The 26,745-nt window shown below is 51.0% G+C and carries 39 protein-coding genes; 4 read left to right on the top strand and 35 right to left on the bottom strand.

All coding sequences use genetic code 11. The features are described from left to right. Positions 1 to 10: 10 nt before the first annotated feature. Positions 11 to 385, top strand: a complete 375-nt coding sequence (locus Q4E93_RS16400; protein ID WP_303586992.1) for a helix-turn-helix domain-containing protein — start codon at positions 11 to 13, stop codon at positions 383 to 385. A gap of 16 nt (positions 386 to 401) precedes the next feature. Here the strand turns inward: Q4E93_RS16400 and Q4E93_RS16395 are convergent, their stop codons facing one another. From Q4E93_RS16395 to Q4E93_RS16235, 33 genes are all read right to left on the bottom strand, one after another. Then, the gene (locus Q4E93_RS16395) at positions 402 to 821 is read right to left on the bottom strand and encodes a VOC family protein (RefSeq protein ID WP_303586991.1); all 420 of its coding nucleotides are present in this window, start codon (positions 819 to 821) and stop codon (positions 402 to 404) included. A gap of 71 nt (positions 822 to 892) precedes the next feature. After that, positions 893 to 2,143, bottom strand: a complete 1,251-nt coding sequence (locus tag Q4E93_RS16390; RefSeq protein ID WP_303586989.1) for a BaiN/RdsA family NAD(P)/FAD-dependent oxidoreductase — start codon at positions 2,141 to 2,143, stop codon at positions 893 to 895. A 20-nt stretch (positions 2,144 to 2,163) separates the two neighbouring features. Further along, positions 2,164 to 2,484, bottom strand: coding sequence for a heavy-metal-associated domain-containing protein (locus Q4E93_RS16385; RefSeq protein WP_303586987.1), 321 nt, complete (start codon positions 2,482 to 2,484; stop codon positions 2,164 to 2,166). Between the two features lie 75 nt (positions 2,485 to 2,559). Further along, complete coding sequence (locus tag Q4E93_RS16380) at positions 2,560 to 2,907, bottom strand: HYC_CC_PP family protein (RefSeq protein ID WP_303586985.1); 348 nt, start codon at positions 2,905 to 2,907, stop codon at positions 2,560 to 2,562. 63 nt (positions 2,908 to 2,970) lie between these two features. Then, a complete protein-coding gene (map, locus tag Q4E93_RS16375) occupies positions 2,971 to 3,798 on the bottom strand; it encodes a type I methionyl aminopeptidase (protein WP_303586983.1) in 828 nt (275 codons plus the stop codon). A gap of 75 nt (positions 3,799 to 3,873) precedes the next feature. Then, on the bottom strand, positions 3,874 to 5,208 hold the full coding sequence (gene secY, locus Q4E93_RS16370; RefSeq protein WP_303586981.1) for a preprotein translocase subunit SecY: 1,335 nt from the start codon (positions 5,206 to 5,208) through the stop codon (positions 3,874 to 3,876). A 79-nt stretch (positions 5,209 to 5,287) separates the two neighbouring features. Then, the gene (rplO, locus tag Q4E93_RS16365; protein ID WP_303586979.1) at positions 5,288 to 5,737 is read right to left on the bottom strand and encodes a 50S ribosomal protein L15; all 450 of its coding nucleotides are present in this window, start codon (positions 5,735 to 5,737) and stop codon (positions 5,288 to 5,290) included. A gap of 55 nt (positions 5,738 to 5,792) precedes the next feature. After that, on the bottom strand, positions 5,793 to 5,975 hold the full coding sequence (gene rpmD / locus Q4E93_RS16360) for a 50S ribosomal protein L30 (protein WP_303586978.1): 183 nt from the start codon (positions 5,973 to 5,975) through the stop codon (positions 5,793 to 5,795). A gap of 27 nt (positions 5,976 to 6,002) precedes the next feature. Beyond that, positions 6,003 to 6,521, bottom strand: a complete 519-nt coding sequence (gene rpsE, locus Q4E93_RS16355) for a 30S ribosomal protein S5 (RefSeq protein WP_303586976.1) — start codon at positions 6,519 to 6,521, stop codon at positions 6,003 to 6,005. 36 nt (positions 6,522 to 6,557) lie between these two features. Continuing rightward, positions 6,558 to 6,911 carry a 50S ribosomal protein L18 gene (gene rplR / locus Q4E93_RS16350; RefSeq protein WP_303586974.1) on the bottom strand — a complete coding sequence of 118 codons (354 nt, stop codon included), beginning with the start codon at positions 6,909 to 6,911 and terminating at the stop codon, positions 6,558 to 6,560. Positions 6,912 to 7,014: 103 nt separating this feature from the next. After that, on the bottom strand, positions 7,015 to 7,569 hold the full coding sequence (rplF, locus tag Q4E93_RS16345; protein ID WP_303586973.1) for a 50S ribosomal protein L6: 555 nt from the start codon (positions 7,567 to 7,569) through the stop codon (positions 7,015 to 7,017). A gap of 93 nt (positions 7,570 to 7,662) precedes the next feature. Beyond that, entirely contained in the window at positions 7,663 to 8,061 is a 399-nt protein-coding gene (gene rpsH, locus Q4E93_RS16340) for a 30S ribosomal protein S8 (protein WP_303586972.1), read from the bottom strand. Positions 8,062 to 8,132: 71 nt separating this feature from the next. Next, positions 8,133 to 8,402, bottom strand: coding sequence for a 30S ribosomal protein S14 (gene rpsN / locus Q4E93_RS16335; RefSeq protein ID WP_303586970.1), 270 nt, complete (start codon positions 8,400 to 8,402; stop codon positions 8,133 to 8,135). Between the two features lie 22 nt (positions 8,403 to 8,424). After that, a complete protein-coding gene (gene rplE / locus Q4E93_RS16330; protein ID WP_303586968.1) occupies positions 8,425 to 8,994 on the bottom strand; it encodes a 50S ribosomal protein L5 in 570 nt (189 codons plus the stop codon). Further along, the gene (gene rplX, locus Q4E93_RS16325) at positions 8,991 to 9,329 is read right to left on the bottom strand and encodes a 50S ribosomal protein L24 (protein WP_303586967.1); all 339 of its coding nucleotides are present in this window, start codon (positions 9,327 to 9,329) and stop codon (positions 8,991 to 8,993) included. Before rplX ends, rplE begins: the two co-directional genes overlap by 4 nt. 104 nt (positions 9,330 to 9,433) lie before the next feature. Further along, a complete protein-coding gene (gene rplN / locus Q4E93_RS16320) occupies positions 9,434 to 9,802 on the bottom strand; it encodes a 50S ribosomal protein L14 (RefSeq protein ID WP_303586965.1) in 369 nt (122 codons plus the stop codon). Positions 9,803 to 9,923: 121 nt separating this feature from the next. Further along, positions 9,924 to 10,181: a 30S ribosomal protein S17 gene (gene rpsQ, locus Q4E93_RS16315; protein ID WP_303586963.1), complete on the bottom strand. Its 258-nt coding sequence runs from the start codon at positions 10,179 to 10,181 to the stop codon at positions 9,924 to 9,926. A gap of 106 nt (positions 10,182 to 10,287) precedes the next feature. Continuing rightward, a complete protein-coding gene (gene rpmC / locus Q4E93_RS16310; protein ID WP_303586961.1) occupies positions 10,288 to 10,500 on the bottom strand; it encodes a 50S ribosomal protein L29 in 213 nt (70 codons plus the stop codon). A 117-nt stretch (positions 10,501 to 10,617) separates the two neighbouring features. After that, complete coding sequence (gene rplP / locus Q4E93_RS16305; RefSeq protein ID WP_303586959.1) at positions 10,618 to 11,037, bottom strand: 50S ribosomal protein L16; 420 nt, start codon at positions 11,035 to 11,037, stop codon at positions 10,618 to 10,620. Between the two features lie 47 nt (positions 11,038 to 11,084). Further along, positions 11,085 to 11,909: a 30S ribosomal protein S3 gene (rpsC, locus tag Q4E93_RS16300; protein WP_317505168.1), complete on the bottom strand. Its 825-nt coding sequence runs from the start codon at positions 11,907 to 11,909 to the stop codon at positions 11,085 to 11,087. A gap of 21 nt (positions 11,910 to 11,930) precedes the next feature. Next, positions 11,931 to 12,278 carry a 50S ribosomal protein L22 gene (gene rplV / locus Q4E93_RS16295; protein WP_303586957.1) on the bottom strand — a complete coding sequence of 116 codons (348 nt, stop codon included), beginning with the start codon at positions 12,276 to 12,278 and terminating at the stop codon, positions 11,931 to 11,933. Between the two features lie 41 nt (positions 12,279 to 12,319). Then, positions 12,320 to 12,592 (bottom strand): 30S ribosomal protein S19, encoded by a 273-nt coding sequence (gene rpsS / locus Q4E93_RS16290; RefSeq protein ID WP_303586955.1) that lies wholly within the window; start codon positions 12,590 to 12,592, stop codon positions 12,320 to 12,322. A gap of 14 nt (positions 12,593 to 12,606) precedes the next feature. Then, positions 12,607 to 13,446 carry a 50S ribosomal protein L2 gene (gene rplB, locus Q4E93_RS16285; RefSeq protein WP_303586953.1) on the bottom strand — a complete coding sequence of 280 codons (840 nt, stop codon included), beginning with the start codon at positions 13,444 to 13,446 and terminating at the stop codon, positions 12,607 to 12,609. A 56-nt stretch (positions 13,447 to 13,502) separates the two neighbouring features. Next, positions 13,503 to 13,802: a 50S ribosomal protein L23 gene (gene rplW / locus Q4E93_RS16280; protein ID WP_303586951.1), complete on the bottom strand. Its 300-nt coding sequence runs from the start codon at positions 13,800 to 13,802 to the stop codon at positions 13,503 to 13,505. Between the two features lie 23 nt (positions 13,803 to 13,825). After that, on the bottom strand, positions 13,826 to 14,464 hold the full coding sequence (gene rplD, locus Q4E93_RS16275; protein WP_303586950.1) for a 50S ribosomal protein L4: 639 nt from the start codon (positions 14,462 to 14,464) through the stop codon (positions 13,826 to 13,828). Between the two features lie 17 nt (positions 14,465 to 14,481). Then, positions 14,482 to 15,099: a 50S ribosomal protein L3 gene (rplC, locus tag Q4E93_RS16270; protein WP_303586948.1), complete on the bottom strand. Its 618-nt coding sequence runs from the start codon at positions 15,097 to 15,099 to the stop codon at positions 14,482 to 14,484. Positions 15,100 to 15,578: 479 nt separating this feature from the next. Beyond that, positions 15,579 to 15,884: a 30S ribosomal protein S10 gene (gene rpsJ / locus Q4E93_RS16265; protein WP_188938226.1), complete on the bottom strand. Its 306-nt coding sequence runs from the start codon at positions 15,882 to 15,884 to the stop codon at positions 15,579 to 15,581. Between the two features lie 159 nt (positions 15,885 to 16,043). Beyond that, positions 16,044 to 18,248: a S9 family peptidase gene (locus Q4E93_RS16260; protein WP_303586942.1), complete on the bottom strand. Its 2,205-nt coding sequence runs from the start codon at positions 18,246 to 18,248 to the stop codon at positions 16,044 to 16,046. A gap of 120 nt (positions 18,249 to 18,368) precedes the next feature. Next, complete coding sequence (locus Q4E93_RS16255; RefSeq protein WP_303586940.1) at positions 18,369 to 18,680, bottom strand: hypothetical protein; 312 nt, start codon at positions 18,678 to 18,680, stop codon at positions 18,369 to 18,371. A gap of 112 nt (positions 18,681 to 18,792) precedes the next feature. Further along, positions 18,793 to 20,940, bottom strand: a complete 2,148-nt coding sequence (gene fusA, locus Q4E93_RS16250; RefSeq protein ID WP_303586938.1) for an elongation factor G — start codon at positions 20,938 to 20,940, stop codon at positions 18,793 to 18,795. Between the two features lie 278 nt (positions 20,941 to 21,218). Continuing rightward, positions 21,219 to 21,686, bottom strand: coding sequence for a 30S ribosomal protein S7 (gene rpsG / locus Q4E93_RS16245; protein WP_303586936.1), 468 nt, complete (start codon positions 21,684 to 21,686; stop codon positions 21,219 to 21,221). A 76-nt stretch (positions 21,687 to 21,762) separates the two neighbouring features. Further along, positions 21,763 to 22,170 (bottom strand): 30S ribosomal protein S12, encoded by a 408-nt coding sequence (gene rpsL / locus Q4E93_RS16240; protein ID WP_303586934.1) that lies wholly within the window; start codon positions 22,168 to 22,170, stop codon positions 21,763 to 21,765. 76 nt (positions 22,171 to 22,246) lie between these two features. Continuing rightward, positions 22,247 to 23,311, bottom strand: coding sequence for a branched-chain amino acid aminotransferase (locus tag Q4E93_RS16235; protein WP_303586932.1), 1,065 nt, complete (start codon positions 23,309 to 23,311; stop codon positions 22,247 to 22,249). Between the two features lie 126 nt (positions 23,312 to 23,437). On the opposite strand from Q4E93_RS16235, the gene Q4E93_RS16230 reads away from it, so the two are divergent. The 3 genes from Q4E93_RS16230 to Q4E93_RS16220 are packed head-to-tail and all read left to right on the top strand — an operon-like array spanning position 23,438 to position 25,114. Further along, positions 23,438 to 24,070, top strand: a complete 633-nt coding sequence (locus Q4E93_RS16230; RefSeq protein WP_303586930.1) for a hypothetical protein — start codon at positions 23,438 to 23,440, stop codon at positions 24,068 to 24,070. Further along, positions 24,067 to 24,672, top strand: coding sequence for an RdgB/HAM1 family non-canonical purine NTP pyrophosphatase (rdgB, locus tag Q4E93_RS16225; protein WP_303586928.1), 606 nt, complete (start codon positions 24,067 to 24,069; stop codon positions 24,670 to 24,672). Before Q4E93_RS16230 ends, rdgB begins: the two co-directional genes overlap by 4 nt. Before the next feature lie 10 nt (positions 24,673 to 24,682). Beyond that, a complete protein-coding gene (locus tag Q4E93_RS16220) occupies positions 24,683 to 25,114 on the top strand; it encodes an acyl-CoA thioesterase (protein ID WP_303586926.1) in 432 nt (143 codons plus the stop codon). A gap of 78 nt (positions 25,115 to 25,192) precedes the next feature. Here the strand turns inward: Q4E93_RS16220 and Q4E93_RS16215 are convergent, their stop codons facing one another. After that, a complete protein-coding gene (locus tag Q4E93_RS16215) occupies positions 25,193 to 25,927 on the bottom strand; it encodes a shikimate dehydrogenase family protein (protein ID WP_303586924.1) in 735 nt (244 codons plus the stop codon). After that, the gene (locus Q4E93_RS16210; RefSeq protein WP_303586922.1) at positions 25,924 to 26,697 is read right to left on the bottom strand and encodes a phosphosulfolactate synthase; all 774 of its coding nucleotides are present in this window, start codon (positions 26,695 to 26,697) and stop codon (positions 25,924 to 25,926) included. Before Q4E93_RS16210 ends, Q4E93_RS16215 begins: the two co-directional genes overlap by 4 nt. Positions 26,698 to 26,745: the final 48 nt, after the last annotated feature.

The following is a 26,745-nucleotide window of genomic DNA, read 5'->3' as shown; positions in this document are numbered from 1 at the left end:
GGAATTAAAAATGTCAAAAAAAATCAACAACAAACAACAATACTATGCTGCAATGGCGGAGATCGAAAGCTATTTGCAGAAAGGCTTCTCCAATCTGACCACAAAGGAAGAAGATCACCTGGAAGAGCTCTCCAAAGCCGTGGAGGCCTGGGAGCTTAAAGAGTTTCCCATGCCCATGCAGCCCTCTTTCCAGGATATACTCATCTATATCATGCAATTCAAACGTTATTCCCAATCGGAGCTGTCCGAAGACCTCTCCATCTCAAAATCTTTACTGTCCGAAATTCTGAACGGAAAAAAACAGCCCAACCTCAACATCGTGGTCAGCCTTCACCAGAAATTTGGCATCGACGCCAATGTGTTACTGGAAAGTGTATCTCATTAGTATAATTTAGACCACCTTACTCCGGCCTCACAGCAATCCTTTTCTGGAATGTCCACAAATGCCCGAACGGGTCCTCCACCGTCCCCTGCCGCAGCCCGTAGAAGTAATCCTGCATGGGATGCGCCTCCTTCCCACCTGCTGCCAATGCCCTCGCCATCAATGCGTCCGGATCAGGCACAAAGATCACCAGCTCCACCGTCGTCCCTTTCACGCTCTCCGGACTCCGCCCCTGGCTGCCCGGCATCTCCTCATGAAGATAAAACTCGGTGCCTTCCAGCATCAGCTCCGCCACATGAATACTTCCATCATCATTGGAATAGCGCTTCAATTCCACCACGCCAAAAGCATCCTTATAGAATTGCAGCGCCGGCGCCAGCACGCGCAGGGTTAAGGAAGGCGCAAAAGATGCCTTTCCCGTTCCGGTTTGATTGCTCATATATAAAGGTTTAAACTCCTCAATAAAGGTAGTCTTTCCCTATATACCTCACCTGCCGGCCGCCCGAAATCTCACCCGCTTATTTGTCCACTTCGCCGGCTGATATTGGCAGCCGCAATCCATCCGCTCGTCCAGGCATGCTGAAAATTAAATCCTCCCGTCACCCCATCCACATCCAATATTTCCCCCGCGAAAAAAAGCCCCGGCACCCTTCTGCTCTGCATCGTCGACGGATCAACTTCCGCCAGTCTTACACCTCCTGCCGTGACAAACTCTTCTTTAAAGGTTGTCTTTCCACTCACCGGGAATTCTCCTGCAGCAAGAAAACCAACCAGCTTATTCGCCTCCTTCGCCGGCAGGTCTGACCATCTAACGTCGTCACGTACCCCACACACTTCCAACGCATACTCCCACAACCGCGCAGGGAGACCAAACGGGTTTTTCGACGCTACCTTTTGAGCCGCCCATTCAAAACGCACCTCTTGCAACCGATCACGTACCTTCTGTTCAGAAAGCTCGCCGGTCCAGTTCACCAACGCCGTAAACTTATACTCGCCCACAGCCAGTTCCCTTGCTCCCCAGGCAGACAGCCGTAGCACCGCCGGCCCGCTCATCCCCCAATGCGTGATCAGCAACGGCCCCTTCTCCTGGAGCTTCGATCCCGCTATCTTCACCCTGGCCTCAGGCACCGACAATCCCATTAATTTTGTGATCCCATTTCCCGGCATATTAAATGTAAAAAGAGAAGGCACGGGCTCCTCGATCGTATGGCCCAAAGCGCGTATCCACTCGAAGGACGCAGACTTGGGATAACCGCCGCAGGCAATACACACCGCACTCGCTTCCAGCACCTGCCCGCTCGCCAGATGCACGGCGAATGTATCATCTGTCCGCGCCACCCGCACCACTTCCGCATGCAACCGCACCTCAACGCCATACCTTTCAACCTCCTCAGTTAAACAATCTATGATGGTCTGCGACGAATTGCTGACCGGGAACATGCGGCCATCCGCCTCGGTATGCAGCTCAACACCCCGCTCCGCAAACCATCGCACCGTATCCGTAGTAAAGAACTGGTGAAAAGCTTTCCGGACAAACTGCCCGCCCCGCGGATATTTCTTCATCATCTCCCCGATGTCAAAACAGGAGTGCGTGACATTGCAGCGGCCGCCCCCACTGACCTTTACCTTGCTGAGCAGTTTGCCGGTCTTTTCCAGGAGGATCACCTGCAGGGAAGGATCCAGACGGGCGGCATTGACGGCGCAGAAAAAGCCCGCGGCGCCGCCACCGATGACCACCAGTCGTTTGTCCTTGGTTTGCATGCGGCAAAAGTATACAACATCTACTTAACCCCAACCCTCCGCAAACAAATAGTGTCTTGTCTCTTCGCAGCTATCGACTGCTGTATCTTCTCCGGGTTGGTCCGGGTGCGCAGATATTCCACCAGCAGTGTTTGAGAATCCATGTCCCAATGCGCGTAACGTACCCCTGGCGTGCTCTTCGCAGCCCGCTCTATCCGGTGCTTGCACATTTCACAATCGCCATATATCTTAATGGTCTTCTTCACAAGGAAAGGCCCGTCCAGCTTGTAGTTCTGGGCGTTAGCAAAAGAGCTCGCACACAAAAAAAGAATCATCGCTGAAAATATCCTGATCGGCTTCATACAAACAAAGTTTTGTTGATTAAAAATGTGGAATGAATGCCTGCCATAGCAGGCCATCGCTTGGAAGGATGCCGGTCAGATGCGAAAATTACAGTTGCGTAAGAACAGGGGGACTTTATCCGGAAGGAGATGATCCTGGTGAGGGAAATACTTTGCAGAAAAGCCATGTGCTGCCTGGCCTGGCCATCGGGCTGGCCATGCTGAGCATACGGCGGCGGAAGAGGGATGAATTTTAAACGAAGCCGCCAACCCTTGCAGGTGATGCTCTGCCTGTACATGTCCCGGCGCTTCCTTGCAACAGTCGTTCTTACCTTGAGAAAGACAGATGCCCTGTCCTGCCTCGCAGTAGTGCAGGTACGATCCGGCGCCCATCGAGGTGGAAAGATAGATCAGCGCTAATATGAAGGCAAAAGTCTTTTTCATCTTTAGAACCTTCAATAAAAATACGACCGCTGCAATCCTCCCTGGTCTTAAGAAATGTTAATATTACTGGGGCTGCACCAGCACAGGTGAATCCTGCGCGGTGAAAAGATGAGGGTTCCCCTTCTCGGCCGCCTCGATGATGCTGTAATCCGACAGGATATCAGCCTTGCCCTTTTGAATGGCCACATCATGTTCGAAATGAACGGAAGGTTGATGATCGGCCGTGCGCACCGTCCAGCCGTCCCTTTCCGTATACACTTCCTTTTTCCCGAGGTTGATCATGGGCTCGATGGCCAGCACAAGGCCTTCTTTCAGCTTGGCGCCTGTACCGCGCCTGCCATAGTTAGGCACCTGCGGTTCCTCATGCAGATGCTTGCCGAGACCGTGTCCCACCAGCTCGCGCACGACGCCATATCCATATTTTTTTTCGGTATGCTCCTGGATCGCAAAGGAAATATCTCCTACCCGGCCGCCTGCCACCGCTTTCTCGATGCCTTTATAGAGAGATTCCTTAGTCACGCGTATCAGCTGCATGATCTCCGCCCCCGGATCACCGATGGCGAAAGTATATGCATGGTCGCCATGCCAGCCATTCTTGATCACGCCGATGTCCACCGAGATGATATCCCCTGCCTGCAGCGCGCGTTCGTTGGGGAAACCGTGCACCACCACGTCGTTGACGGAGATACAGGAATTGAAAGGATAGCCCCGGTAATTGAGGAAAGAAGGTATTCCCCCGTTGTCCCGGATAAATTCAGCAATGAGTTGATCCAGCTGTAGGGTAGTTATGCCTGGCTTGAGCATTTTGGCCACTTCTGTCAGCGTCCTGCTGACAAGCAGGGCGCTTTCTCTCATTGATGCAATTTCTGATGGACTCTTGTAATGGATCATATATTCGTCTGATATTGAAAAAACCTGTCCAGCGTTGGCCTGGACAGGTTTGCCTATAAAAATTTCGTTCTATCGTTATATCACAGCGCTCGATACCGATGACTGCCGTCCCTGGATCCTTCCGCTCTTCATCAGGCCATCGTACTGGCGCATCAGCAGCTGCGTTTCAATCTGCTGGAGAGAGTCGAGAATGACACCCACCATGATCAGCAGGGATGTGCCGCCGAAGAAGGAAGAAAAGCCCTGTGTGATACCCAGACGCTGGGCAAAGCCAGGCAGGATACCGACCACGGCCAGCAGAAATGCGCCGGGCAGCGTGATCTTATCCATGACAGCACCGATATAATCCGCCGTAGGCTGACCCGGTTTAACACCAGGGATAAAGCCATTATTGCGTTTCAGATCTTCAGCTATCTGCTTGGGATTAAAGATAAGCGCGGTGTAAAGGAACGTAAACCCGATAACGATCACCGCGTAGATGATCATATGGACGAAGTCCCGGGGATCCGAGAACACCTTAGCGATACCCTTGGTGGTTTCGAAGTTGGCGAATATTGTCGGCAGGAACATGATGGCCTGCGCGAAAATGATCGGCATAACACCTGCGCTGTTCACTTTCAGGGGGAGGAACTGGCGGGCGCCTCCGAACTGGCGGTTGCCCACGATCTGCTTGGCGTAGTTTACAGGTACCTTACGTACACCCTGGATAAGGATGATAAGGCCCATGATGATAGCCACCAGCACGCTGCATTCGATGACGAACTTCAGGATGCCGCCGGTGCCTTCCGCAAATTTGGCATTCCATTCATCATGGATGCTGCGGGGCAGACGTGCAAGGATACCCACCATGATAATGAGAGAGGTACCGTTGCCGAGACCTTTATCCGTTATCTTCTCACCCAGCCACATGACGAACAGGGTGCCTGCTGTCAGCACGATGGGAGTGGTCAGCCAGAAATAGGCGCTGAAAGAATCTATGATGGCGTCCTTACCCAACCCTTTCAGGTAGGTGACATATGCATACGCCTGTACGAAAGTGACGATCACTGTCAGATAGCGGGTCCATTGATTGATCTTCTTCTGTCCGCTGGCGCCTTCCTTCTGCACTTTCTGCATCTGCGGGATGAGGATGGTCATCAGCTGCATGAAGATGGAGGCAGAGATATAAGGCATGATACCAAGGGCGAGAATGGAAGCCTGGGAGAAGGCGCCGCCGGAAAAGGCGTCGATCAGCCCTAGCGCTCCGTTCTTGGCGCCGCTGAGTGCGCTGAGTTTGTTGGGGTCGATACCGGGCAGCACAATGTAAGTCCCGAAGCGGTATACGAATATCAGGGACAGCGTGACGATGATCTTTGACTTGAGATCGTCGATGCTCCAGATATTTTTAAGCGTTTGAATAAGTTTCTTCACGGAACAATCTAATTTTTGGGTTCTCTGAGCAATGCAAAAAAGACGCATGGCAGATGCGTCTATGCAAGTTACATAAAAATTACTTCAGAATTTCTATCGTCCCGCCGGCTCCTTCAATGGCAGCTTTGGCCTTTTCGCTGACCGCGTTGACCTTGAAGGTCAATTTAGCTTTCAGCTCGCCATTGCCGAGCACCTTAACCAGGTCGTTCTGAGCGATTAATCCGTTGATATACAAGTTCTCAGGAGAGAATTCAGAGATACCGTACTTTTCCGCCAGCTGGTCTATCTGGCCCAGGTTGAACACTTTGTATTCCACCCGGTGGATATTGTGGAATCCGCGTTTGGGAAGCCTTCTCTGGATCGGCATCTGGCCGCCTTCATGCGCCATTTTGCGTTGATAACCAGCACGGCTCTGTCCACCTTTGTTACCTTTTGTAGAAGTTCCGCCTTTACCGGAAGCTTCACCGCGGCCTAAACGTTTTTGCTTATGTGTGGCTCCTTTGGCGGGCCTGATCGTGTGTAAGTTCATGACTGTTGATTTTTACTCGTTCGGGGTTGTCTCCCCTCGCTTTTTAAATGAATAATTATTTCACCTCTACCACGGTCACCAGGTGCTCCACTTTACGGACCATACCCAGTATCTGCGGAGTAGCTTCCACTTCTTTAGTGGCATGCATCTTGTTGAGACCAAGCGCTTTCAAGGTCAGTTTCTGACGCTCGGGCCGGTCGATGCCGCTCTTAACTTGTGTTATCCTGATCTTTGCCATAGCTGTATTATTTGTGCTCCCCCGGCATTACCCGTTGAAAACTTTCTTTAATGAAATATGACGCGTCCTCGATACATTGATGGGCTCTCTCAACAACGCCAATGCCCTGAAGGTGGCTTTCACCACGTTATGCGGGTTAGCGCTACCCAAAGACTTGGCCAATACGTCCGTTACACCGGCGCTCTCCAGTACAGCACGCATGCTGCCTCCGGCGATCACACCCGTACCATGAGCGGCAGGCTTGATCAATACCTTGGCGGCGCCTTCCTTGGCCAGCTGATCATGAGGAATGGTTCCATGCATCACAGGCACCTTGATCAGGTTCTTCTTCGCATCTTCGATACCCTTGGTGATAGCTTCCTGTACTTCCTTGGCCTTACCCAGACCATGGCCGACAACGCCATTCTCGTTACCGACTACCACCAATGCAGAGAAGCTGAATGCACGGCCACCCTTGGTTGTCTTTACCACGCGATTGATCGCAACCACCTTTTCCTTCAGTTCCAGATCGCCGGCTTTAACTCTGTTTAAGATTACTTTTGCCATTGTAGTTATTTACGAATGCTGTGTTTATGTATTTTATTAAAAAACCAGACCGCCTTCGCGGGCGCCTTCTGCCACGGCTTTTACACGGCCGTGATACAGGTTGCCGCCACGATCGAAAGTAACGTCTTTCAGACCCAGCTCGCTGGCTTTCCGGGCGATTGCCTGGCCTACCAACTTGCTTTTTTCCACTTTCGGAAGTTTCTGAGCGGCGATGTCCTTGTCCCTGGAAGAGGCGGCAGCCAGCGTCTTGCCTTCGCTGTCGTCGATCAGCTGTGCATAGATGTCGCTATTGCTCCTGAACACCGACAACCTCGGCTTCTGAGAGGTTCCGATAACCTTCTTACGGATGCCAAACCTGATCTTTTGTCTTCTTTCTAATTTCGTAGCCATTGTTATTTATTTAGCAGCCCTGATTCCAGCCAGGACCTTGTTACTCTTAATTTAAACCTTGCTTGCAGCTTGTAGCTTGCAGCTTGCAGCTCGCAGCTGATGATTACTTGCCAGCAGCCTTACCAGCCTTCTTGCGAACAACTTCACCCACATAACGCACACCCTTTCCTTTGTACGGCTCAGGCTTACGCAAACCGCGGATCTTGGCGGCCACCTGTCCGATCAGCTGCTTGTCAACACCTTCCAGGGTAATCTTGGGGTTTTCACCTTTCTCCTGGGAGGTAGCCAGTTTCAGCTCCTTGGGGATCTCGAAAATGATGTTGTGGGAGTATCCAAGGGCCAGGTCCAGGATATTGCCCTGGTTGGAAGCCTTGAAACCTACACCGATCAGTTCCAGCTGCCTCTTATATCCATCAGTTACGCCCTTCACCATATTGGCGGCAAGGCTACGATAGAGACCATGCAGGGCACGGTGACGGATCTGGTCGGTAGGGCGGACAAATTCGATCTCTCCTTCTTTTACGTCGATCTTGATATCACGATCGATTTCCTGCTTCAATTCCCCTTTGGGACCTTTTACTACCAGGACATTATCCGTTCCTACGGTCACAGTCACACCTTTGGGAAGGACCACCGGCTTTTTACCTATACGAGACATAGTATTATACTTTGTAGTTATTTATTATTGTTTCGGTCGCCGGCCGGTCAGCCTGTATAGGACGGGCTTAATGTGCCAGGCGCCGTTTGTCGACTAATATACGTAGCAAAGAACTTCTCCGCCTACATTCTGCAGCTTTGCTTCCTTGTCTGTCATCACCCCTTTGGAAGTGGAGATGATCGCTACACCCAGACCGTTCTTTACACGCTTGAACTCGGAAGGGCTGGCATACGTACGCAGACCCGGACGGCTGATCCTCTCAAGGGATTTGATCGCCGGCTCTTTCGTGGAAGGATCATACTTCAAAGCGATCTTGATCACGCCTTGCTTGCTGTCGTCCTCGAACTTATATTTCAGGATATAGCCCTTGTCGTAAAGGATCTCGGTCATACGCTTCTTCAGGTTGGAAGCAGGTATCTCCACGATACGGTGATTCGCCATCTGCGCATTACGGATTCTTGTCAGAAAGTCTGCTATTGGATCAGTAACCATTGTTTATATTCAATTATACGTTTTCAAAAAATTTTTTTACAATGCGATATCCAATGATATCTAGCCGGAATCTACCAGCTTGCCTTCTTCACACCCGGGATCTTGCCCTGGAGCGCCATGTCGCGGAAGATCACCCTGGAGATCCCGAAATACCGGATATAACCCCTGGGGCGGCCCGTCAACTGGCAACGATTCTTCAACCTCACCGGGGAAGCATTCCTCGGAAGGAGATCCAGTGCCTTGTAATCGCCGGCGGCTTTTAAAGCGGCGCGCTTCTCAGCATACTTAGCTGCCAGCGCTTCCCTTTTTCTTTGTCTAGCCTTTACTGACTCTTTAGCCATGTTTTATAACGTTTTAAAAGTTTTAGTCTTTTCTGATGTTACGGAAAGGCATGCCCAGCTCTTTCAGCAGCTCATATGCCTCTTCATTGGTGCCGGCAGTGGTCACGAAAGTGATGTCCATACCGGTAATCTTGTTCACCTTGTCGATGTCTACCTCGGGGAAGATGATCTGCTCGGTGATACCTAAAGTATAGTTGCCACGGCCGTCGAAAGATTTCTCGTTCACACCCTTGAAGTCCCTTACACGGGGCAGGGCGGTGGATACCAGACGGTCCAGGAACTCATACATCTTCTCTCCGCGAAGGGTCACACGCGCTCCGATAGGCATGTTCTTACGCAGTTTGAAGTTGGAGATGTCCTTCTTCGACTGGGTGGTGACGGCTTTCTGACCGGTGATCAGCGTCAGCTCGTCCACAGCTACTTCCACCAGCTTCTTGTCCGTTACAGCGCCATTGACGCCACGGTTAAGACAAATTTTTTCAAGTTTCGGCGCCTGCATGATGCTGCCATAGCCGAACTTCTTCATGAGGGCAGGTACAACTTCTTTCTTGTACTTGTCTGCCAGACGCGGAGTGTATTTTGCAGTACTCATTTGATAACCTCCCCTGATTTTTTAGAAACACGAACTAATTTTCCGTTCTCCCTGGAACGCTTGACCTTGGTAGCGCCACCGCTCTTGGCATCCCACAACAGCACGTTGGAGATGTGGATGGGAGCTTCCTTCTTTACAATGCCACCCTTGGTGTTCTGCGCAGAAGGCTTGGTGTGCTTGGTAACGATGTTCACCCCTTCGACCAGGACCTTGGCTTCGTCCGGGAAAACTTCCAGGACCTTACGGGCCTTTTTCGGGTCCTTATCGTCTCCGGTGATAACGACTACGTTGTCACCTTTCTTGATATTAAACTTGGGTTTGAATCTGTTGCTCATTTTTTAGCTTTTAGCTTCAAGCTGCAAGCTGCAAGCTTGAATATTAACTTTATAATTGACTGCGGCCCCTCACTTGTGGCTTGAGGCTTGCAGCTTGTAGCTGTTTAAAGTACTTCAGGCGCCAGGGAGATGATCTTCATATATCCCTTGTCACGCAGCTCCCTTGCTACAGGTCCGAAAATACGTGTGCCGCGGGGCTCATCGGACGTATTCAGCAATACCACCGCATTGTCATCAAAGCTGATATAGCTGCCGTCCTTACGACGTAATTTTTTCTTGGTACGGACGATCACCGCTTTGGCGACAGTGCCCTTCTTAATTCCACCTGAAGGCAATGCATCTTTTACAGTGACAACGATCTTATCGCCGATGCCGGCATAGTCCTGTCCACTATTGCCCAGTACCCGGATGCATAATACTTCCTTGGCACCACTGTTATCAGCTACATTTAGTCTGCTTTCTTGCTGAATCATTTTTTTAGCTTTTAGTTTCAAGCTGCAAGCTGCAAGCCTGAATCAATTTATTAAATCTTAACTGCTTTGTATCTACCCGCTCAAACTTGTGGCTTGGAGCTTGTAGCTTGCAGCTGTATAACTATTTCGCTTTCTCTACGACTTCCACCAGGCGCCACCGCTTAGTCTTGCTCAGCGGACGGGACTCCATGATCCTTACGATGTCCCCGATGGTGCACTCATTCTTTTCATCATGAGCGTGGAAGCTGGTAGTCTTTTTTACGAACTTACCATAGATAGGGTGCTTCACTTTCCTTTCAACAGCTACTGTGATGGTCTTATCCATCTTATTGCTCTTCACCACCCCGATCCTTGTTTTGCGCAAATTTCTTTCAACCATTGTTTTTGCTTTTTTGCTTTTTTGACGGTCCCGCGGCCCTTAAGGACGGGATCATTTTATCAAAACGAACCTTCGGTTCGTTGTCCGAAGGACAGTTATTTGTGTTTTACGCCTTGACAGTTTTCTTCTGGCCAAGGGCAGTCTTCAGCCGGGCTACGTCCTTTCTCAAAGAGCGAATGCTCATCGGGTTTTCCAGCGGAGAGATGGCATGCGCGAACTCCAGCTTCTTCAACCGCAGCTCATCTTCCTGGATACGGGCTTTCAGATCCGCTTCATTCAGGTCCTTCAGGCTATTTACAAAATCGATTCTCTTTGACATTTTATAAACTTTTTACTGTTCTTGTTTTACTTCGCCTCGCTTGCGAGGCCCAACTCACGCGGACCTTCGGTCCTCCCGATCTTATGTCGGCCCTTCGGGCAGCCGACATTTGGTCGGCTAGGCTACGACGTCCCGGCGCACGATGAACTTCGTCTTGATCGGCAGCTTCTGTGCAGCCAGTTCCAATGCTTCCTTCGCTACAGCCAGGGGAACACCGTCGGCTTCGAAAAGGATACGTCCCGGCTCCACCACCGCAGCCCAGTATTCAGGGTTACCCTTACCTTTACCCATACGCACTTCCAACGGCTTCTTGGTAATAGGCTTGTCGGGGAAAACACGGATCCATACATTCCCTTCACGCTTCATCGCACGCGTCAGGGCCTGACGGGCAGCTTCCAGTTGGCGATTGGTCAGCCAGATCGCTTCCAGCGATTTCAAAGCATACGAACCAAAGGAAATAGTATCACCTCTTTTAGCAGTCTCACGAATGCGACCTTTCTGTGCTTTCCTATGCTTTGTTCTTTTGGGTTGTAACATCTTGAATTATTTTCGAGATTTATCTCAGTTGTTAATGTCCTCAATTATTAATGCCTTCCGCCTCTTCCACCACCGCCGCCTCTGCGATCTCCACCGGCGCCGCCGCCCCTGCGATCACGGTCTCCACCACCTCTGCGGTCGTCACGATGACCACCACCATGACCATGCTCACCTTCCCTTCTTTCCCTTCTGTCGCTGACATCGGTCTTGCCTCCGACGAAATTCGGATTCAGATCCCTCTTAGCCAGTACCTCACCTTTACAGATCCATACTTTAATACCGATCTTTCCATATACGGTCAGCGCAAATACATTCGCATAATCAATGTCCATACGGAGCGTATGCAGCGGCGTCCTTCCCTGCTTGATCTCCTCGGTACGGGCGATCTCAGCGCCACCCAAACGGCCGGCTACCTTTATCTTGATACCTTCGGCACCCATGCGGAGAGCAGAAGCAATGGCCATCTTAATGGCGCGCTTGTAGTTGATACGATTCTCTATCTGGCGGGCAATGGTGTCCCCCACGATATTGGCATCCAGCTCAGGACGACGGATCTCCAGGATATTGATCTGGACATCATCCTTGCCGGTGAGCTTCTTCAGCTCTTCCTTGATACGGTCTACTTCACCACCGCCTTTGCCGATGATGATACCAGGCTTGGAAGTGTGTATCGTCACGATCAGCTTATTCAGCGTACGCTCGATAACGATCTTCGCAATCCCACCCTTATTGATACGGGCGTTCAGGTAGGTTCTGATCTTGTTGTCCTCGATCAACTTGGTAGCATAATCTTTCTTGCTGCCGTACCAGTTGGATTCCCAACCACGAATGATCCCTAACCTGGCCCCGATAGGATTTGTTTTCTGACCCATATTATCGTTTAATAAGTTTTATCAATTTATTTTTGAATCCACGATGATCGTTACGTGATTGCTGCGCTTGCGAACACGGTAACCACGACCCTGAGGAGCCGGACGCATACGCTTCAACGTCCTGCCGCCGTCCACGAATACGGTCTTGACGATCAGGCTGGCATCGGCCGCGCTCTTTCCTTCATTCTTCTGTTCCCAGTTCTTTACGGCAGACCACAACAGCTTATGCAGCGGTGTGGAGGAATGCTGAGGATGATGCTCGAGTAAAGCCAGCGCTTTCTCAACATTCAGACCGCGGATCTCATCGGCCAGTAAACGCATCTTACGGGGCGACGTCGGGTTATTTCTCAATTTGGCTACTGCTTCCATATTTTCTATTTATGGTCTGCGGTTAGTACCCGCAAACTATTTTAGGCGATCTTTTTAGATGAGTGTCCTTTGAAGTTACGGGTAGGGGCAAACTCTCCCAGCTTGTGACCTACCATGAACTCCGTTACATACACGGGAATGAATTTATTACCGTTGTGTACAGCCAGTGTGTGGCCTACGAAGTCCGGAGTGATCGTGCTACGACGGCTCCAGGTCTTGATAACCCCTTTCTTAGCCGTGCCATCATTGATGGCCAGGATCTTGTCTTCAAGATTCGCGTCTACGTAAGGACCTTTTTTAATTGAACGAGCCATAATTACTATTTAAATTATTTCGCTAATTTTTTACCGTTTTTGCGCTGGATGATCAGCTTGTCGCTGCCCTTACCCTTCTGACGGGTCTTCAGACCGCGGGAGTATTGTCCGTTCCTGCTGCGAGGCTGACCACCGGAGGCCTTACCTTCACCACCACCCATCGGGTGATCTACAGGGTTCATCGCCACACCACGGTTCCTCGGCTTGATGCCTCTCCACCTGTTCCGGCCGGCTTTACCCATGCTCTGCAGGGAATGGTCGCTGTTGGATACGACCCCTACGGTAGCATAACAATTGATCAACACCTTTCTCAATTCGCCGCTGGGCATCTTCAGCACGGCATATTTCTCTTCCTTATTGGTCAGCTGAGCGGAAGTACCGGCGCTGCGCACCAGCTTGCCACCCTGACCAGGCTGCATTTCAATGTTGTGTACATTCGTACCCAAAGGCATGTTCTTCATCTGAAGCGCATTTCCTACTTCGGGAGCCACGGTGTCACCAGACAATACGGTCGCTCCGACCTGCAGGCCCTGAGGAGCCAGGATATATCGTTTCTCACCATCTGTATAATGCAGCAGGGCGATAAAGGCCGTACGGTACGGATCATATTCGATAGAGGCGACTGTACCGGGGACTTCCTTCTTGCTTCTCTTGAAATCGATGATACGATACATCTTTTTGTGACCGCCGCCCATATACCGCATCGCTCTCCTGCCCTGAACGTTCCTTCCTGCAGTAGACTTTACCTTTTCCAGCAATGACTTTTCCGGCGTGTCAGAAGTTATCTCGGCATAAGCATTCCCGATTCTCCAGCGGGTGCCGGCGGTCATCGGTTTGTATTTTTTCAGTGCCATTTCTTTTCTTTTATTGCGAACTTATCAGCTTCGCGAACTATAGTTATTTAATCAGTTTAGATACTAGCGTACAGGTCGATGGTCTCGCCTTCGGATACGGTCACCAGCGCTTTTTTATAAGCAGGCTTGCGACCCTGAACATAACCGGCCTTTGTAAAGCGGGTCTTGTTCTTTCCCGGTACTACGGAAGTATTGACATCGATCACAGTCACTCCGTAGAAATCTTCCACGGCCTTCTTGATCTCGAGCTTGTTGGCCTTGCGATTGACACGGAAAGCATACCTTCTCAGCTTATCCTGCTGGGAGTTCGCCTTTTCTGTCAGTATCGGTTTTACTAAAACTTCAGAGAGTTTCATATCTCAAATTTTCGAATGATCAATTATTTTACTTCTTCAGCCGTGTCATCTGCAAATACCTTGGCAGCTGTCTCGGACAGCACCAGCACTTCCGCATTGACAATGTCGTACGTGTTCACATCCGCCAGCAGCACGCCTTCTACAGTAGGCACATTGCGCAGGCTGAGGAAAAGATTCTCGCCTTCATCAGGCAGTACGAACAACACTTTCTTACCGGCAACATTCAGGCTCTTCAACGCTTCGGTGAATTGCTTCGTCTTAGGAGTGTCCAGCTTGATGTCTTCCACTACTACGATGGCATTACCCTTTGCCTTATGAGCCAGCGCCGACATCTTGGCCAGATCCTTCACCTTACGATTCAGCTTGAAATCATAATCGCGGGGCTTGGGGCCGAAGATGGTACCACCACCCTTGTACAAAGGGTTACGGAGATTACCCTTACGGCTGCCGCCCGTGCCTTTCTGACGATGCAGCTTCTTGCTGGAACCCTGCACCTCAAGACGGGTCTTTACTTTATGGGTACCCTGACGCTGAGCGGCCAGGTATTGCTTCACAGCCAGGTAGATCACGTGGTCATTCGGCTCGATCCCAAAGATCTCTTCCGGTAACTCCACCGTTCTGCCGGTCTTCTTTCCTTGTATATTTAAAACATCTGCTTGCATGGTAGTTCGATTAAAAGTTACTTCTGAATAAATACGATAGAACCAATATGGCCGGGTACCGACCCGCTTACCAGGATATAATTCTTTTCAGCAAAGATCTTCACAACTTTCAGGCTCTTCACCTTTACACGGTCTCCGCCCATACGGCCGGCCATGCGGACACCCTTCATAACGCGGCTGGCGTCAGAAGAGTTACCCAACGAACCCGGAGCGCGCTGACGGTCATGCTGACCGTGAGACTGCTCGCCCACACCATGGAATCCATGACGCTTAACGACACCCTGAAAACCTTTACCTTTCGAAGTACCTACTACTTCTACTTTCTCGCCTTCGGTAAAGATGTCCACGGTGATAGAATCACCAAGGTTCTTTTCTATGGAATAATTGCGGAATTCTTTTACAAACTGTTTCGGGGAAGTGTTGGACTTGGCGAAGTGATTTTTTTCTGCTGCTGTAGTGTGCTTTTCTTTCTTTTCGCCGAATGCTAATTGAAGGGAAGTGTAACCATCAGACTCTTGGGTCTTGACCTGCGTCACCACACAGGGACCCGCTTCAATGATCGTACAAGCTGTTTGCTTGCCGTCAGGACTGAAGATGCTGGTCATCCCGATTTTTTTTCCAATAATGCCTTTCATTTCTTTAAAAAATTTATGCCATCGGGTATGAGGACAGCTTAAGACATACTGTTTGGCCTTAGGCCGGATCTGCCCAACCTTTCGGTCAATGGACACACCCTGGCATTACAGCATCGGTCTTATAACTTCAATCCCCTCGTTTGCAGCCGACCTTTTCTTTGCGTCTCACTTCGCCTGCGCTTTACCATCATGGTGGTTGCAGGTCCGGAGTGAGACAGAAGTACCGGCAGTAAACAAACCCTGAATGGCTTGTTCATATGTACCCTGACACTGCTTGCGCAGCTATCAGAGCGTTTACTGAGTTTAATGATCATCCCATAATGGACCAAAGGTCCATTGGCCGAAGGCCCATATTAAATGCCGGGATGGCCACAATCCAGCGCTGCTTTATCCCGGTAGTACCGGAAGTTTGCAGATGGATATATAAAGAGCTTAAAATTCTGTTTTGTCGTCCGATCCCAACGGATCAGACCAACACGTCATGCCTTGATCTCAACATCCACGCCGGAAGGCAGATCCAGCTTCGACAAGGCATCCACTGTCCTGGAAGAGGACGTATAGATGTCCAGCAAACGCTTGTGCGTGTGCAGTTGGAACTGCTCACGAGCCTTCTTGTTTACGTGGGGCGAACGCAGCACGGTAAAGATCTTCTTACGGGTAGGTAAAGGAATTGGACCTGTTACCACTGCGCCCGTACTACGGACGGTTTTAACGATCTTCTCAGCGGATTTATCCACCAGATTGTGATCGTAAGACTGTAATTTGATTCTGATTCGTTGAGACATAAGCCAAATCCCATTTTTTCGAATGGGATGCAAAGGTATGCATTACTTTGTTTATTGCCCAAATAATTGAAACTTTTTTTCAACTTTCTCAACTTTCAACGCCCCCAACTTCCAACACCTAACAAAACCCTCTTGCAGCTTGCAGCTTGCAGCTCGCAGCTACCTGCCTCCTCCCGGACAATGCTCTCTTAAATAGCTGGTATACAATGTGGAAAGATGCTTCCGGGTTCCTTCCCCTTCAAAGATCCCATGGCTCCTGTTGGGATAGGGCATGAACTGGAATACTTTATTATACTTGATCAGCGTATTCAGCAACATCTCCGCATTCTGGTAATGCACATTGTCGTCCCCCGTCCCATGAATGTATAAAAGATTGCCTTTCAATTCTTTAGCATAGTTGATAGGCGACCCGTTCACAAAATCCTCCCGGTTCTCCTGCGGTATGCCCATATAGCGCTCCTGGTAGATATTGTCATAGCACAGCTGGTTATCCACCGCCGCAATGGCGATCCCTGTCTTGTAAATATCCGGATACTGGAAAAGGAGGTTCAGCGTGCTGGACCCGCCCCCGCTCCAGCCCCATACGGCTACACGGCTGGTGTCCACAAAACGCCATTTCAGGATCTCCCTGGCAGCCATCGCCTGGTCACGGATATTCAGCCGGCCAATGTTCCGGTAGATGGCCTTCCGCCAGGTCCGCCCCTTGGGAGCCGGCGTACCCCGGTTCTCCACGCTCATGTAGATATACCCGTCGGCAGCCAGGCTACCAGCATACAGGAAGTTCAGGCCGGCGCCGCTCTCATCCTTCACGGTCTGCGCGGCAGGCTCCCCATACACATAGAACAGCACGGGATACTTCTTCGTGCTGTCGAAATGGTCGGGTTTCACCATCCACCCGTCCATGTCCACCCCATCCACCGTCTTGACATGGAAGAACTCTACCCTTTTCTTGCTTTCCGACGCCTTCACCATGGCAGCGATATCCACCCCCTGCCCCGCTGCGGCAATGGATCGATGCGAAGGAAGGCTGACCCACTCCTGCGCATCTTCCGTATTCGCATTCCCGAAGCTATGCAGCGCATACTGCGCTCCGGGAGCAATATCATACTCATGGGTGCCAGGCTGGTCCGCCGGCGTCACCCTTTCCAGCTTACCCTTTCCATCCAGTCTGGTGCGATAGAGATATTGCTGCGTGGCATTTTCCGGGGAAGCCATGAAATAAACATAATTGCCCTTCTCATCTATCTGCTCGATATTGATGATGTCATAGTTCCCCTTCGTCACCAGCGTCTCTTTCTTCCCATCCCGGCTCAGCCGGTAGATATGACGCCAACCGTCCTTCTCGGACACCCAGATGAACTCCTTGCCTCCATTCAACCAATCCCAGCCCGCCACGATCCCATCCGACCAGGCGCCCTTGCAGTCGATCCAGGCACTGTCATGTTCCTCATATAGCAGGGAAGTCTCGCCCGTAGCGATATTGCCAAGGAAGATCTTGCCTTCGTTCTGCTTGCGGTTCAGCTGCTGCAGGATCAGCTGGCTGCTGTTGGCCGCCCATTCCATCCTCGGCAGATAAGTATTTTGCGGGTCACCGGGTATATTCATCCATTTGGTGTCGCCGCCGGCGATATCCACCACCCCTATCTTATAGGGGGAAGGCGACTCGCCTACCTTGGGATATTCCACGGGAATTGCAAAAGGATAAATGGAATCCGTCGTATTCAGCATCAGGTAATCCCTGATCTTGTTGGCGTCGATCTGCCAGTAGGCGATATGACGGCTGTCGGGGCTCCAGCGAAAACCATCCCGGCAATCCAGCTCCTCCTCGTATACCCAGTCAAAAGTGCCATTGATAAGCTTTCGCGTGCCATTCGTAGCCGTAAGACATTTAGCCTCGCCCGAAGCAAGGTCTTCCACGTACACGTTATGCTCGCTGGTATAAGCCACCTTCGTACCATCGGGCGAGAATTTGGCAAACATGAGCGATGAAGCCGGCCGGTCCTTTCCCACCTGCCTGAAAGTCTTTGCCCCAAGGTCATAAACCCAGTAATCCCCCCGGGTATTATAGCGCCAGACCCTTTTTGTATTGGTGTAGATCAATATCTTCCCCCCGTCTGCGGAAAAGCTGAAGTTCCGCACCTGGACAGGCCTCCCTTCGGAAGGCGGCGTCAGTTCGGTCCTGGTCACGACCACTGTCTCCTTATTGGCAGGCAGCTCGATACGTACAATATCACCCCCCTTTTCAGTGTAGAAAGAATTCCCCTCTTTAGCCCATTTCAATTGGCGTGAACCCGGCTGCGCTCCAACCCCCACCCCTGCCAACAATAACCCGATAACCAAAAACATCCTGACGGAAAAAGACATATGCTGTATTTTTTGAGCGCGGAAATTACATAAAAAAATTGCGACAATCGGACCGATGATAAAATAGTCCAATTGTCGCAATCAATGCCAGCCTTATGCATTATTTTAACCTGCATGCGGTTAACGCCTTCTCCAATGACCGGGCATCCAACGCCAGCCCCTGCGGCTCTGTACCCAACGACCGGGGATCCACACCGCTCCGGGACGGGGAGGAGCCACCCAATGTCCGCCCACTGCTACATAACGTCCCCCCCTGTATTCCCAGTCTTCCTCTATCCAGACATGCCTGGGGCTGGGAGCTACGGGGCGCACCACAGGCGCATAGGTCGGCCGGACCGTGACATATACCTGGGCCGATGCGGTAGACGTTGCAAAGGAAGCGCCCGTCGCCATGATCGCGATGATCGCGAGTTTTAATAGATTCGATTTCATACGCTGATTTTAAATGTTATAGCCATTTGAAATTCAAAGGAACCAAAGGTTTAAAATGCAAAAATAAAACCCCGCCCTTTTGGGCGGGGTTTACTATCTATTAAGAAGCTAATTAAGCATTTACTTTCCTGCCCTTCACCTTGGCGATCACTTCCTCAGCTACGTTGTTCGGAGCCGGAGCATAGTGAGAGAATTCCATGGTGGAAGTAGCACGACCCGAGCTCATGGAACGCAGCTGCGTCACATAGCCGAACATTTCGCTCAAAGGAACCTTGGCCTTGATCACCTGCAGGTTGGCACGGCTGTCCATGCCTTCCAGCATACCACGGCGACGGTTCAGGTCACCCGTTACATCACCCATGTATTGATCAGGCGTCAGCACTTCTACTTTCATGATCGGCTCCAGGAGAATGGGCTTGGCTTTCCGGCCGGCTTCGCGGAAGCCGCTCTTGGCGCAAAGCTCGAAGCTCATACCATCAGAATCCACGTCATGGTAGCTACCGTCGAAGATCCGCACCTTCATGTTCTGCAGGGGATATCCGGCCAGTACACCCGTGGTCATGGAAGTTTCGAAACCCTTCTGGATAGGCTGGATGAATTCTTTGGGAATCGATCCGCCGAAGATGTCATTGACGAACTGGAAGTACTTGCCTTCGTTCTCCTTCAGCCATTCTTCATCAGCAGGTCCGATGGAAAACTGGATGTCGGCGAATTTACCGCGACCGCCCGTTTGTTTTTTCAGTACCTCACGATGGTCGATCGTCGTATTGAAAGCCTCCTTATAAGCCACCTGGGGCGCACCCTGGTTGACCTCTACTTTAAACTCGCGACGCATACGGTCGATGATGATCTCCAGGTGCAGCTCACCCATACCACGCAGGATGGTCTGACCGGTGTCTTCATCCGTGTTGACACGCAGGGTGGGATCTTCTTCCACCAGCTTGGCAATGGCCATGCCCATCTTGTCCACGTCCGCCTGCGTCTTCGGCTCGACGGCTACGGCGATCACAGGCTCGGGAATGAACATATTTTCCAGGGTGATAGGATGATCTTCATCACACAGCGTATCACCTGTCTTGATTTCCTTAAAACCTACGGCAGCCCCGATATCGCCGGCTTCGATGAAGTCGATGGGATTCTGCTTGTTGGCAAACATCTTCATGATACGGCTGATACGCTCTTTCTTGCCGCTGCGTACGTTCAGTACGTAGGAGCCGGCATCGAGGTGACCGCTGTAACACCGGAAGAAGGCCAGACGACCTACGAACGGGTCGGTCATGATCTTGAAGGCCAGTGCCGAAAAAGGCTCTTTCGCATTTGCCTTACGGGTGATCTGCTCTCCGGTGTTGGGGTCGATACCTACGGTATCTTCGATATCAACGGGAGAAGGGAGATAGCGGCAGACGGCATCCAGGGCTGTCTGTACGCCTTTGTTCTTGAAGGAAGAACCACACATCATGGGAACAATGCTCAGATCGATACAAGCCTTACGGATTGCCTCGTGCATCTCATCTTCCGTGATGCTGTTGGGATCTTCGAAGAATTTCTCCATCAAAGTATCGTCGTATTCGGCAACAGCCTCCACCAGCTTGCCTCTCCACTCGTTTGCTTCTTCGATCATGTCTTCCGGAACAGGGATCTCGTCGAAGGTCATGCCTTCCGTTTCCATATGCCAGATGATGCCTTTCATCTTGATCAGGTCCACCACGCCTTTGAAGTCATCTTCAGCGCCAATGGGCAATTGCAGGGGAACAGCCTTGGCTCCCAGCATCTCTCTCACCTGGTTGACCACCATCAGGAAGTCAGCGCCGCTGCGGTCCATCTTGTTGACGAAGCCGATACGGGGCACCTTATAGCGATTAGCCTGACGCCATACAGTCTCGGACTGAGGCTCCACACCGTCGACGGCGGAGAACAGGGCGATCAGACCATCCAGTACACGCATACTGCGTTCCACCTCTACGGTGAAATCCACGTGACCGGGAGTATCGATAATGTTGAAATAGTATTTTTTGGTGTTGGCATCGACCTTACCTTTTATGGTAGGGAAGTTCCACTGGCAGCTTACGGCAGCCGAAGTGATGGTAATACCCCTCTCCTTTTCCTGCTCCATCCAGTCAGTGGTAGCTGCGCCATCATGTACCTCTCCGATTTTGTGGATCATACCCGTGTAACGCAAGATACGCTCAGTGGTGGTAGTCTTCCCGGCGTCAATGTGAGCCGCGATACCAAAGTTTCTTTGAAATTTTAAGTCTGCCATTTTTCTTTATTAAAAAGTTGATTTTCCGAGTAAAAAGCAGGAGTCTTCAGGGCCCACTTTTCAAGGCCGCAAAGTTACTTATATTTTTCCATATTTCCCGCCGCAACCTGCAACAAAACAGAGCGGACTATAGGTCTGCTGCCCGTAACCAGGCAAAGCGAAGGTCTCCAACATTAAATGTTTCTTCATCCCGAGGCACTTTTCAGATATAGAGGGATGAAAAAACAAGCCCCACCGGTCAGGCAGGGCTTAATTCACATATATGAATATTTTATATACTAAACCTTGAAGTGAGCAAAAGCCTTGTTGGCCTCAGCCATACGGTGCGTATCTTCTTTCTTCTTGAAAGCACCGCCCTCACCCTTGCTCGCCGCGATGATCTCACTGGCCAGCTTTTCAGCCATGCTACGGCCATTTCTTTCACGGCTGTAACGGATGAGCCACTTGATGCTCAAAGAGATCTTCCTGTCGGGACGAACCTCCGAGGGGATCTGGAAAGTTGCGCCACCAATACGACGGCTGCGTACTTCAACGGCAGGAGTGATATTGGAAAGAGCTCTCTTCCAGATATCATATCCATCCTCATTGGTTTGCTTGGCTATCCTGTCCATGGCATCGTAGAATATGACATAGGCCGTATTCTTCTTACCCTGCCACATCAGGTTATTGACAAAGCGGGTCACCAGCTTGTCGTTATATTTTGCATCGGGCGCCAGCGGCAATTTTTTGGCTTGCGTTTTCCTCATTTTTCGATGGAATTACTTATTGATAATATTCTAAAACTCTGTTCTTTACTTGAAGCTTGTAGCTTGCAGCTTGAGGCTATTTCTTGCCCTTGGCTGCTGCGGGTTTAGCACCGGCCTTTTCCTTCTTCGTACCATACTTGGAACGGCTCTTCTTACGATCCTTCACACCGGCTGTGTCCAGGCTGCCACGAACAATATGGTAACGTACACCGGGAAGATCCTTCACACGACCCCCGCGGATCAGTACGATGGAGTGCTCCTGGAGATTATGGCCCTCACCCGGGATGTAAGCGATGACTTCCACCTTGTTGGTAAGACGCACCTTGGCTACCTTACGCAGGGCGGAGTTAGGCTTTTTGGGAGTGGTGGTGTACACGCGGGTACAAACCCCACGACGCTGAGGACATGCATCCAAAGCTCTGGATTTGCTCTTGGCGCGGATAATCTCTCTTCCTTTTCTTACTAATTGTTGTATAGTAGGCATTTCTGAACCTAATTTTATTTGGGACGGCAAAGGTAATTTACCTTGCGGAAATAAACAAAATAATTGTTGAAAAAGACTAAACCCTGAACATCCAGCCCCGGGTATCCTCCTTCCGGCCTTCCCGGATGTCCGTCAGCAGCTTCTTGACGGCCGGAACAGCCTTCCAGGTGCTCGTATCGAACTTCATGCTATAGTCCTCATAGCACAGCTCCTGGATCATAGAGACGGTGGCCGCTGTGCCCGTCCCGAATAACTCCTTGAGCTCGCCTGCTTTATGTGCATTAATGATCTCGTCGATGCTGATCGGCCGCTCCTCCACCGTATATCCCAGCTCCTTCAGGGCCTCGATCGCACTGGCCCGGGAAACCCCTTCCAGGATGGTACCGGCTTCCAGGTCGGGCGTAATAGCCTTATTGCCAATGATGACAAAAAAGTTCATGGTGCCGATCTCCTGTACATACTTATGCTCGAAAGCATCCGTCCACAATACCTGGTCGAACCCCCTTTCCTTGGCAATGGCCGTTGCCAGCATGCTGCCGCCATAGTTACCCGCGGCCTTGGCAAACCCGATCCCCCCTTTGGCGGCCCGGGTATACTTCTCTTCCACATAGATCCGCATGGGGGCGGAATAGTAGGGACCCGTCGGGCTCAGCAGGATCATGAACTTATACGTATCGGAAGGTTTTACGCCAATCACCTCGTCCGTGGCAAACATGAAGGGACGGATATAAAGGGAATAATCATGCTTCATAGGTATCCAATCCTTATCCAGGGCAACCAGCTGACGCATTCCTTCGATAAAGATCTCCTCAGGCACCGTCGGCATGCACATCCGTTTGGCGCTGACGTTAAAGCGCGCAAAATTGTCATATGGACGGAAGATGAAAGCATTCCCTTCCTTGTCCTTATAAGCCTTGATGCCTTCAAAGATTGATTGCCCGTAATGGATGGCGGCCAGGGCCGGTGAAAGAGAAAGATTTTGAAAAGGGCGGATGGACGGTGTCTTCCACTCTCCATTCGCATAATCCACCTCCAGCATATGATCCGTAAAATATTTACCGAATGGAAGATTATTAAAGTCGATCTCGTCTATTTTACTCTTTGCCGATTTCGTAACTTGTATGTCCAAAGCAGCGATCATTGTTGTCAAAATTTTGTAACCACAAAGAAACAAACAATCTTTGTGCCTGCAAAGCCATTGCGAACAATTGTTAGTATTTACTACACGGGCGGCCGCCTGCAATGGATAAAAACCACGAATAATTTTATGAGTCTCAATAATATTCAGCTGAAGGACCTGGTCGTCTCGGAATTGTACAGGGACAACCTGATGGCTTCGGAAGGACCGGGCACGGCCATCGCCCCGGCACCCGAACCCCAACCCGCCGCTCAAAGCTCACCGCTCACCGCTCAAAGCCCAAAGCCCGAAGCTCACAGCTCACCGCTCGCCGCTCACAGCTCACCGCTCGAAGCTCAAAGCTCGCCGCTCGAAGCTCGCAGCCCCTACAAATTCCTCGGCAGCAACCGCCGCAACATAACCATCGTCGTTCATTCTCCCGGCATCGCTTTCCTGCCCGACGATCAGCTGAATGTCCTCACCCGCATGCTGGAAGCCTGCAGGATGAACATGGGAGACGTAGCCATCGTCAATCACGCCGCCGCACCCGTGATCATTGCCCCACTGAAACAACAGCTGCAGCCCGCCTTTATACTCCTGTTCGGTCCCAAGCCCCCGGACATCGGGCTCCCCATGGACTTTCCCGTTTTTAAGATCCAGAAATACGACCAGTGCACCTACCTCACGGCCCCTTCGCTGGAAGAGCTGGTCGCACCCGGCGACGAAAGCAGGCTGCTGAAAAGTAAACTGTGGGTTTGCCTGAAAACAATGTTTGAAATATGAACGCCATCAACCATAAGCCCACGCTGATCTTCGCTACCAACAATGTCCATAAAGTGGAAGAGATCCAGGCAGCCATCGGCGATCAGCTGGAAGTGATCAGCCTGAAGCAGGCAGGCATTGACATCGACATCCCTGAGCCTCATGAAACGCTGGAAGCCAATGCATCTGAAAAATCATCCACGATCCATAGGCTCACGGGAAATGACTGCTTCAGCGAAGATACAGGACTGGAAGTGGACGCGCTGAATGGAGAACCCGGCGTAAAAAGCGCCCGCTATGCCGGAGACGACAGGTCGTTCAGCAACAACATCGACAAACTATTGCATAAGCTGCAGGGGCACACCGACCGTAAAGCCCGCTTCCGTACCGTCATCTCCCTCATCCGAGACGGGCAGGAACACCTGTTCGAAGGCATCTGCGAAGGCCGCATCCTCGCCAACCCCGCAGGCGAACAAGGTTTCGGCTATGATCCCGTCTTCACACCCGATGGCGCTACCCGCAGCTTTGCAGAGATGAACATGGAAGAAAAAAATCATTACAGCCATCGACGGAAAGCAGCCGATCAGCTGGTGGCTTTCCTGAAAATGCAGCCCCGTCGCTAAACCATTGCTTATGCCAAAGACAAAAATTACACTGCCCGAACATTTCACCTTTACAACCGAGATCCCCATTCGCATCACCGACCTCAACTACGGAGGACATGTCGGCAACGATTCCATCCTGTCCATCCTGCACGAGATAAGGATGCAGTTCCTGCGACACCACGAATACACGGAGCTGGACCTGGCCGGCACAGGTATCATCATGGCGGATGTAACCATCGAGTTCAGGAGCGAAGTCTTCTATGGAGAAAGTATCAAAGCCTCTGTGGCGGCCGGCGAATTTTCGAGAGTGGGATTCGATATCTACTATAAGCTGGATAAGCTGGCAAATGAGAAATGGGTCACCGTGGCCCTGGCCCGCACCGGTATGGTATGCTATAACTATTCACTGAAAAAGATCGCTTCGGTCCCTAAAGAAGTCTGCACCAGGCTACTATCGTAACATCGTAGCTACAAGCTGACAGCTACAAGCCGGACCTAAATAAACCCCTTGCAGCTTGAAGCTTGTAGCTTGCAGCTATTAGCTTGAAGCTGTCCAAATCCTCCAGCTCTCCTCCGCCTGCCCGATCAGCATATCGTACCCATTTTCCACAAGGGCTCCCCGCTCCTCCCCTCGCCTGAGGAACAAGGTCCTGGCCGGGTTATATACCAGGTCGAACAAAAAATGCTCCGGACCAATGACCTCATAGGGCAGCGAAGGACATTCATCCACTTTGGGATACATGCCCAGGGGAGTCGTGTTGATCACCAGCTTATGCCTGCGTAAAATATCCGCAGTCACCTCCTCGTAGCGCAGGACCCCATACCCTACATTCCTGGAAACATACAAATAATCGATCCCAAGCTTCCGAAGCACATACTCCACCGCTTTCGAAGCCCCTCCCGTACCCAGGATCAACGCCCGGTCATGATGAGGTTGCAGCTTCCGGACAAGGGACGCTTCAAATCCAACAGTATCCGTATTGTATCCCCGTAATACGCCATCGACGATCCTTATGCAGTTACATGCATCGATCGCCGCGACAACAGCATCTTTCTCATGGAGAAAAGGAAGCACCGCCTGCTTGTAGGGAATAGTAACATTCAAGCCGCAAAGCCCGGGGTTCCGCAGCACGGTCCGCAGCTCCGCTATATCCTCTATGGGATAGAGATCATACCGGCAATCGGTGATGCCCAGCTGCCGGAATTTTTCCGTAAAATATTTCTGCGAGAAGGAATGGGAAAGAGGGAATCCTATCAGGCCGAATATTCTCATTTAACCCCTTCTTTATCCAGGAACAAATGGAAGGTGTCCCCCCGGAGGCCGACGCGCATCGCTTCCATGGCAATGACCTCGGTAGGAGCGATATTACCCAGGTTCACATTGCAGCCGATCAGCTCGATGAAATAAAGCTGCTGCGCCTTCTGGGGAGCTTCCCAAAGTATTTTTTCTGCCGGTATCTGTGTAAGGATCTCCTGTACCAGGCCCTCGCGCACCTCGCCGCTGCCGCGATAGATGCCGACATTACCCGCTTCGCGGGCCTCGGCGATCACATAGGTAGCGCCGGCGCTCAGCTCCGCACGCATCAGCTCGATCCATTTATAGGGAGGAATGATATGCTCGGCATCCTTACTGCCTACTTCGCTCAACACCGTTCCATATTTGGTGAGCTTTTCGATATAGCCGCATTTCTCCGCATGCGGAATGGTGATCGAGCCATCGCTGACTTCCATATGGGTAATACCATAATCCTTACACACGGAAATATAGTCCTGGAATTGGCCGCGGATGAGGAAAGCCTCGAACAACGTACCTCCAAAATATACAGGCAGGTCATATGACTGATAAACTTCTATCTTCTCTCTGAGGTTGGGCGTGACGAAGGAGGTGCCAAACCCTAATTTTACAATATCTACATGCGGATGGGCCACGCTGAGAAAGCTCTTGGCTTCCTCTATGCTCAACCCCTTGTCCATAACCATCGTAATGCCATGTTGGCGCGGCTTCAACATCCTTTCCGGAATCTGCGTAAGTTTGAAATTCATCCTCTTTTATTGTTTCTTTCGTGATTAAAGTCTTTGGCTCGGTGCTCC

Origin of the sequence: Flavitalea plasmicola (assembly GCF_030546645.1) — a bacterium.
Lineage (GTDB): Bacteria > Bacteroidota > Bacteroidia > Chitinophagales > Chitinophagaceae > Puia.
This window is presented reverse-complemented; position numbering and strand designations above follow the sequence as displayed.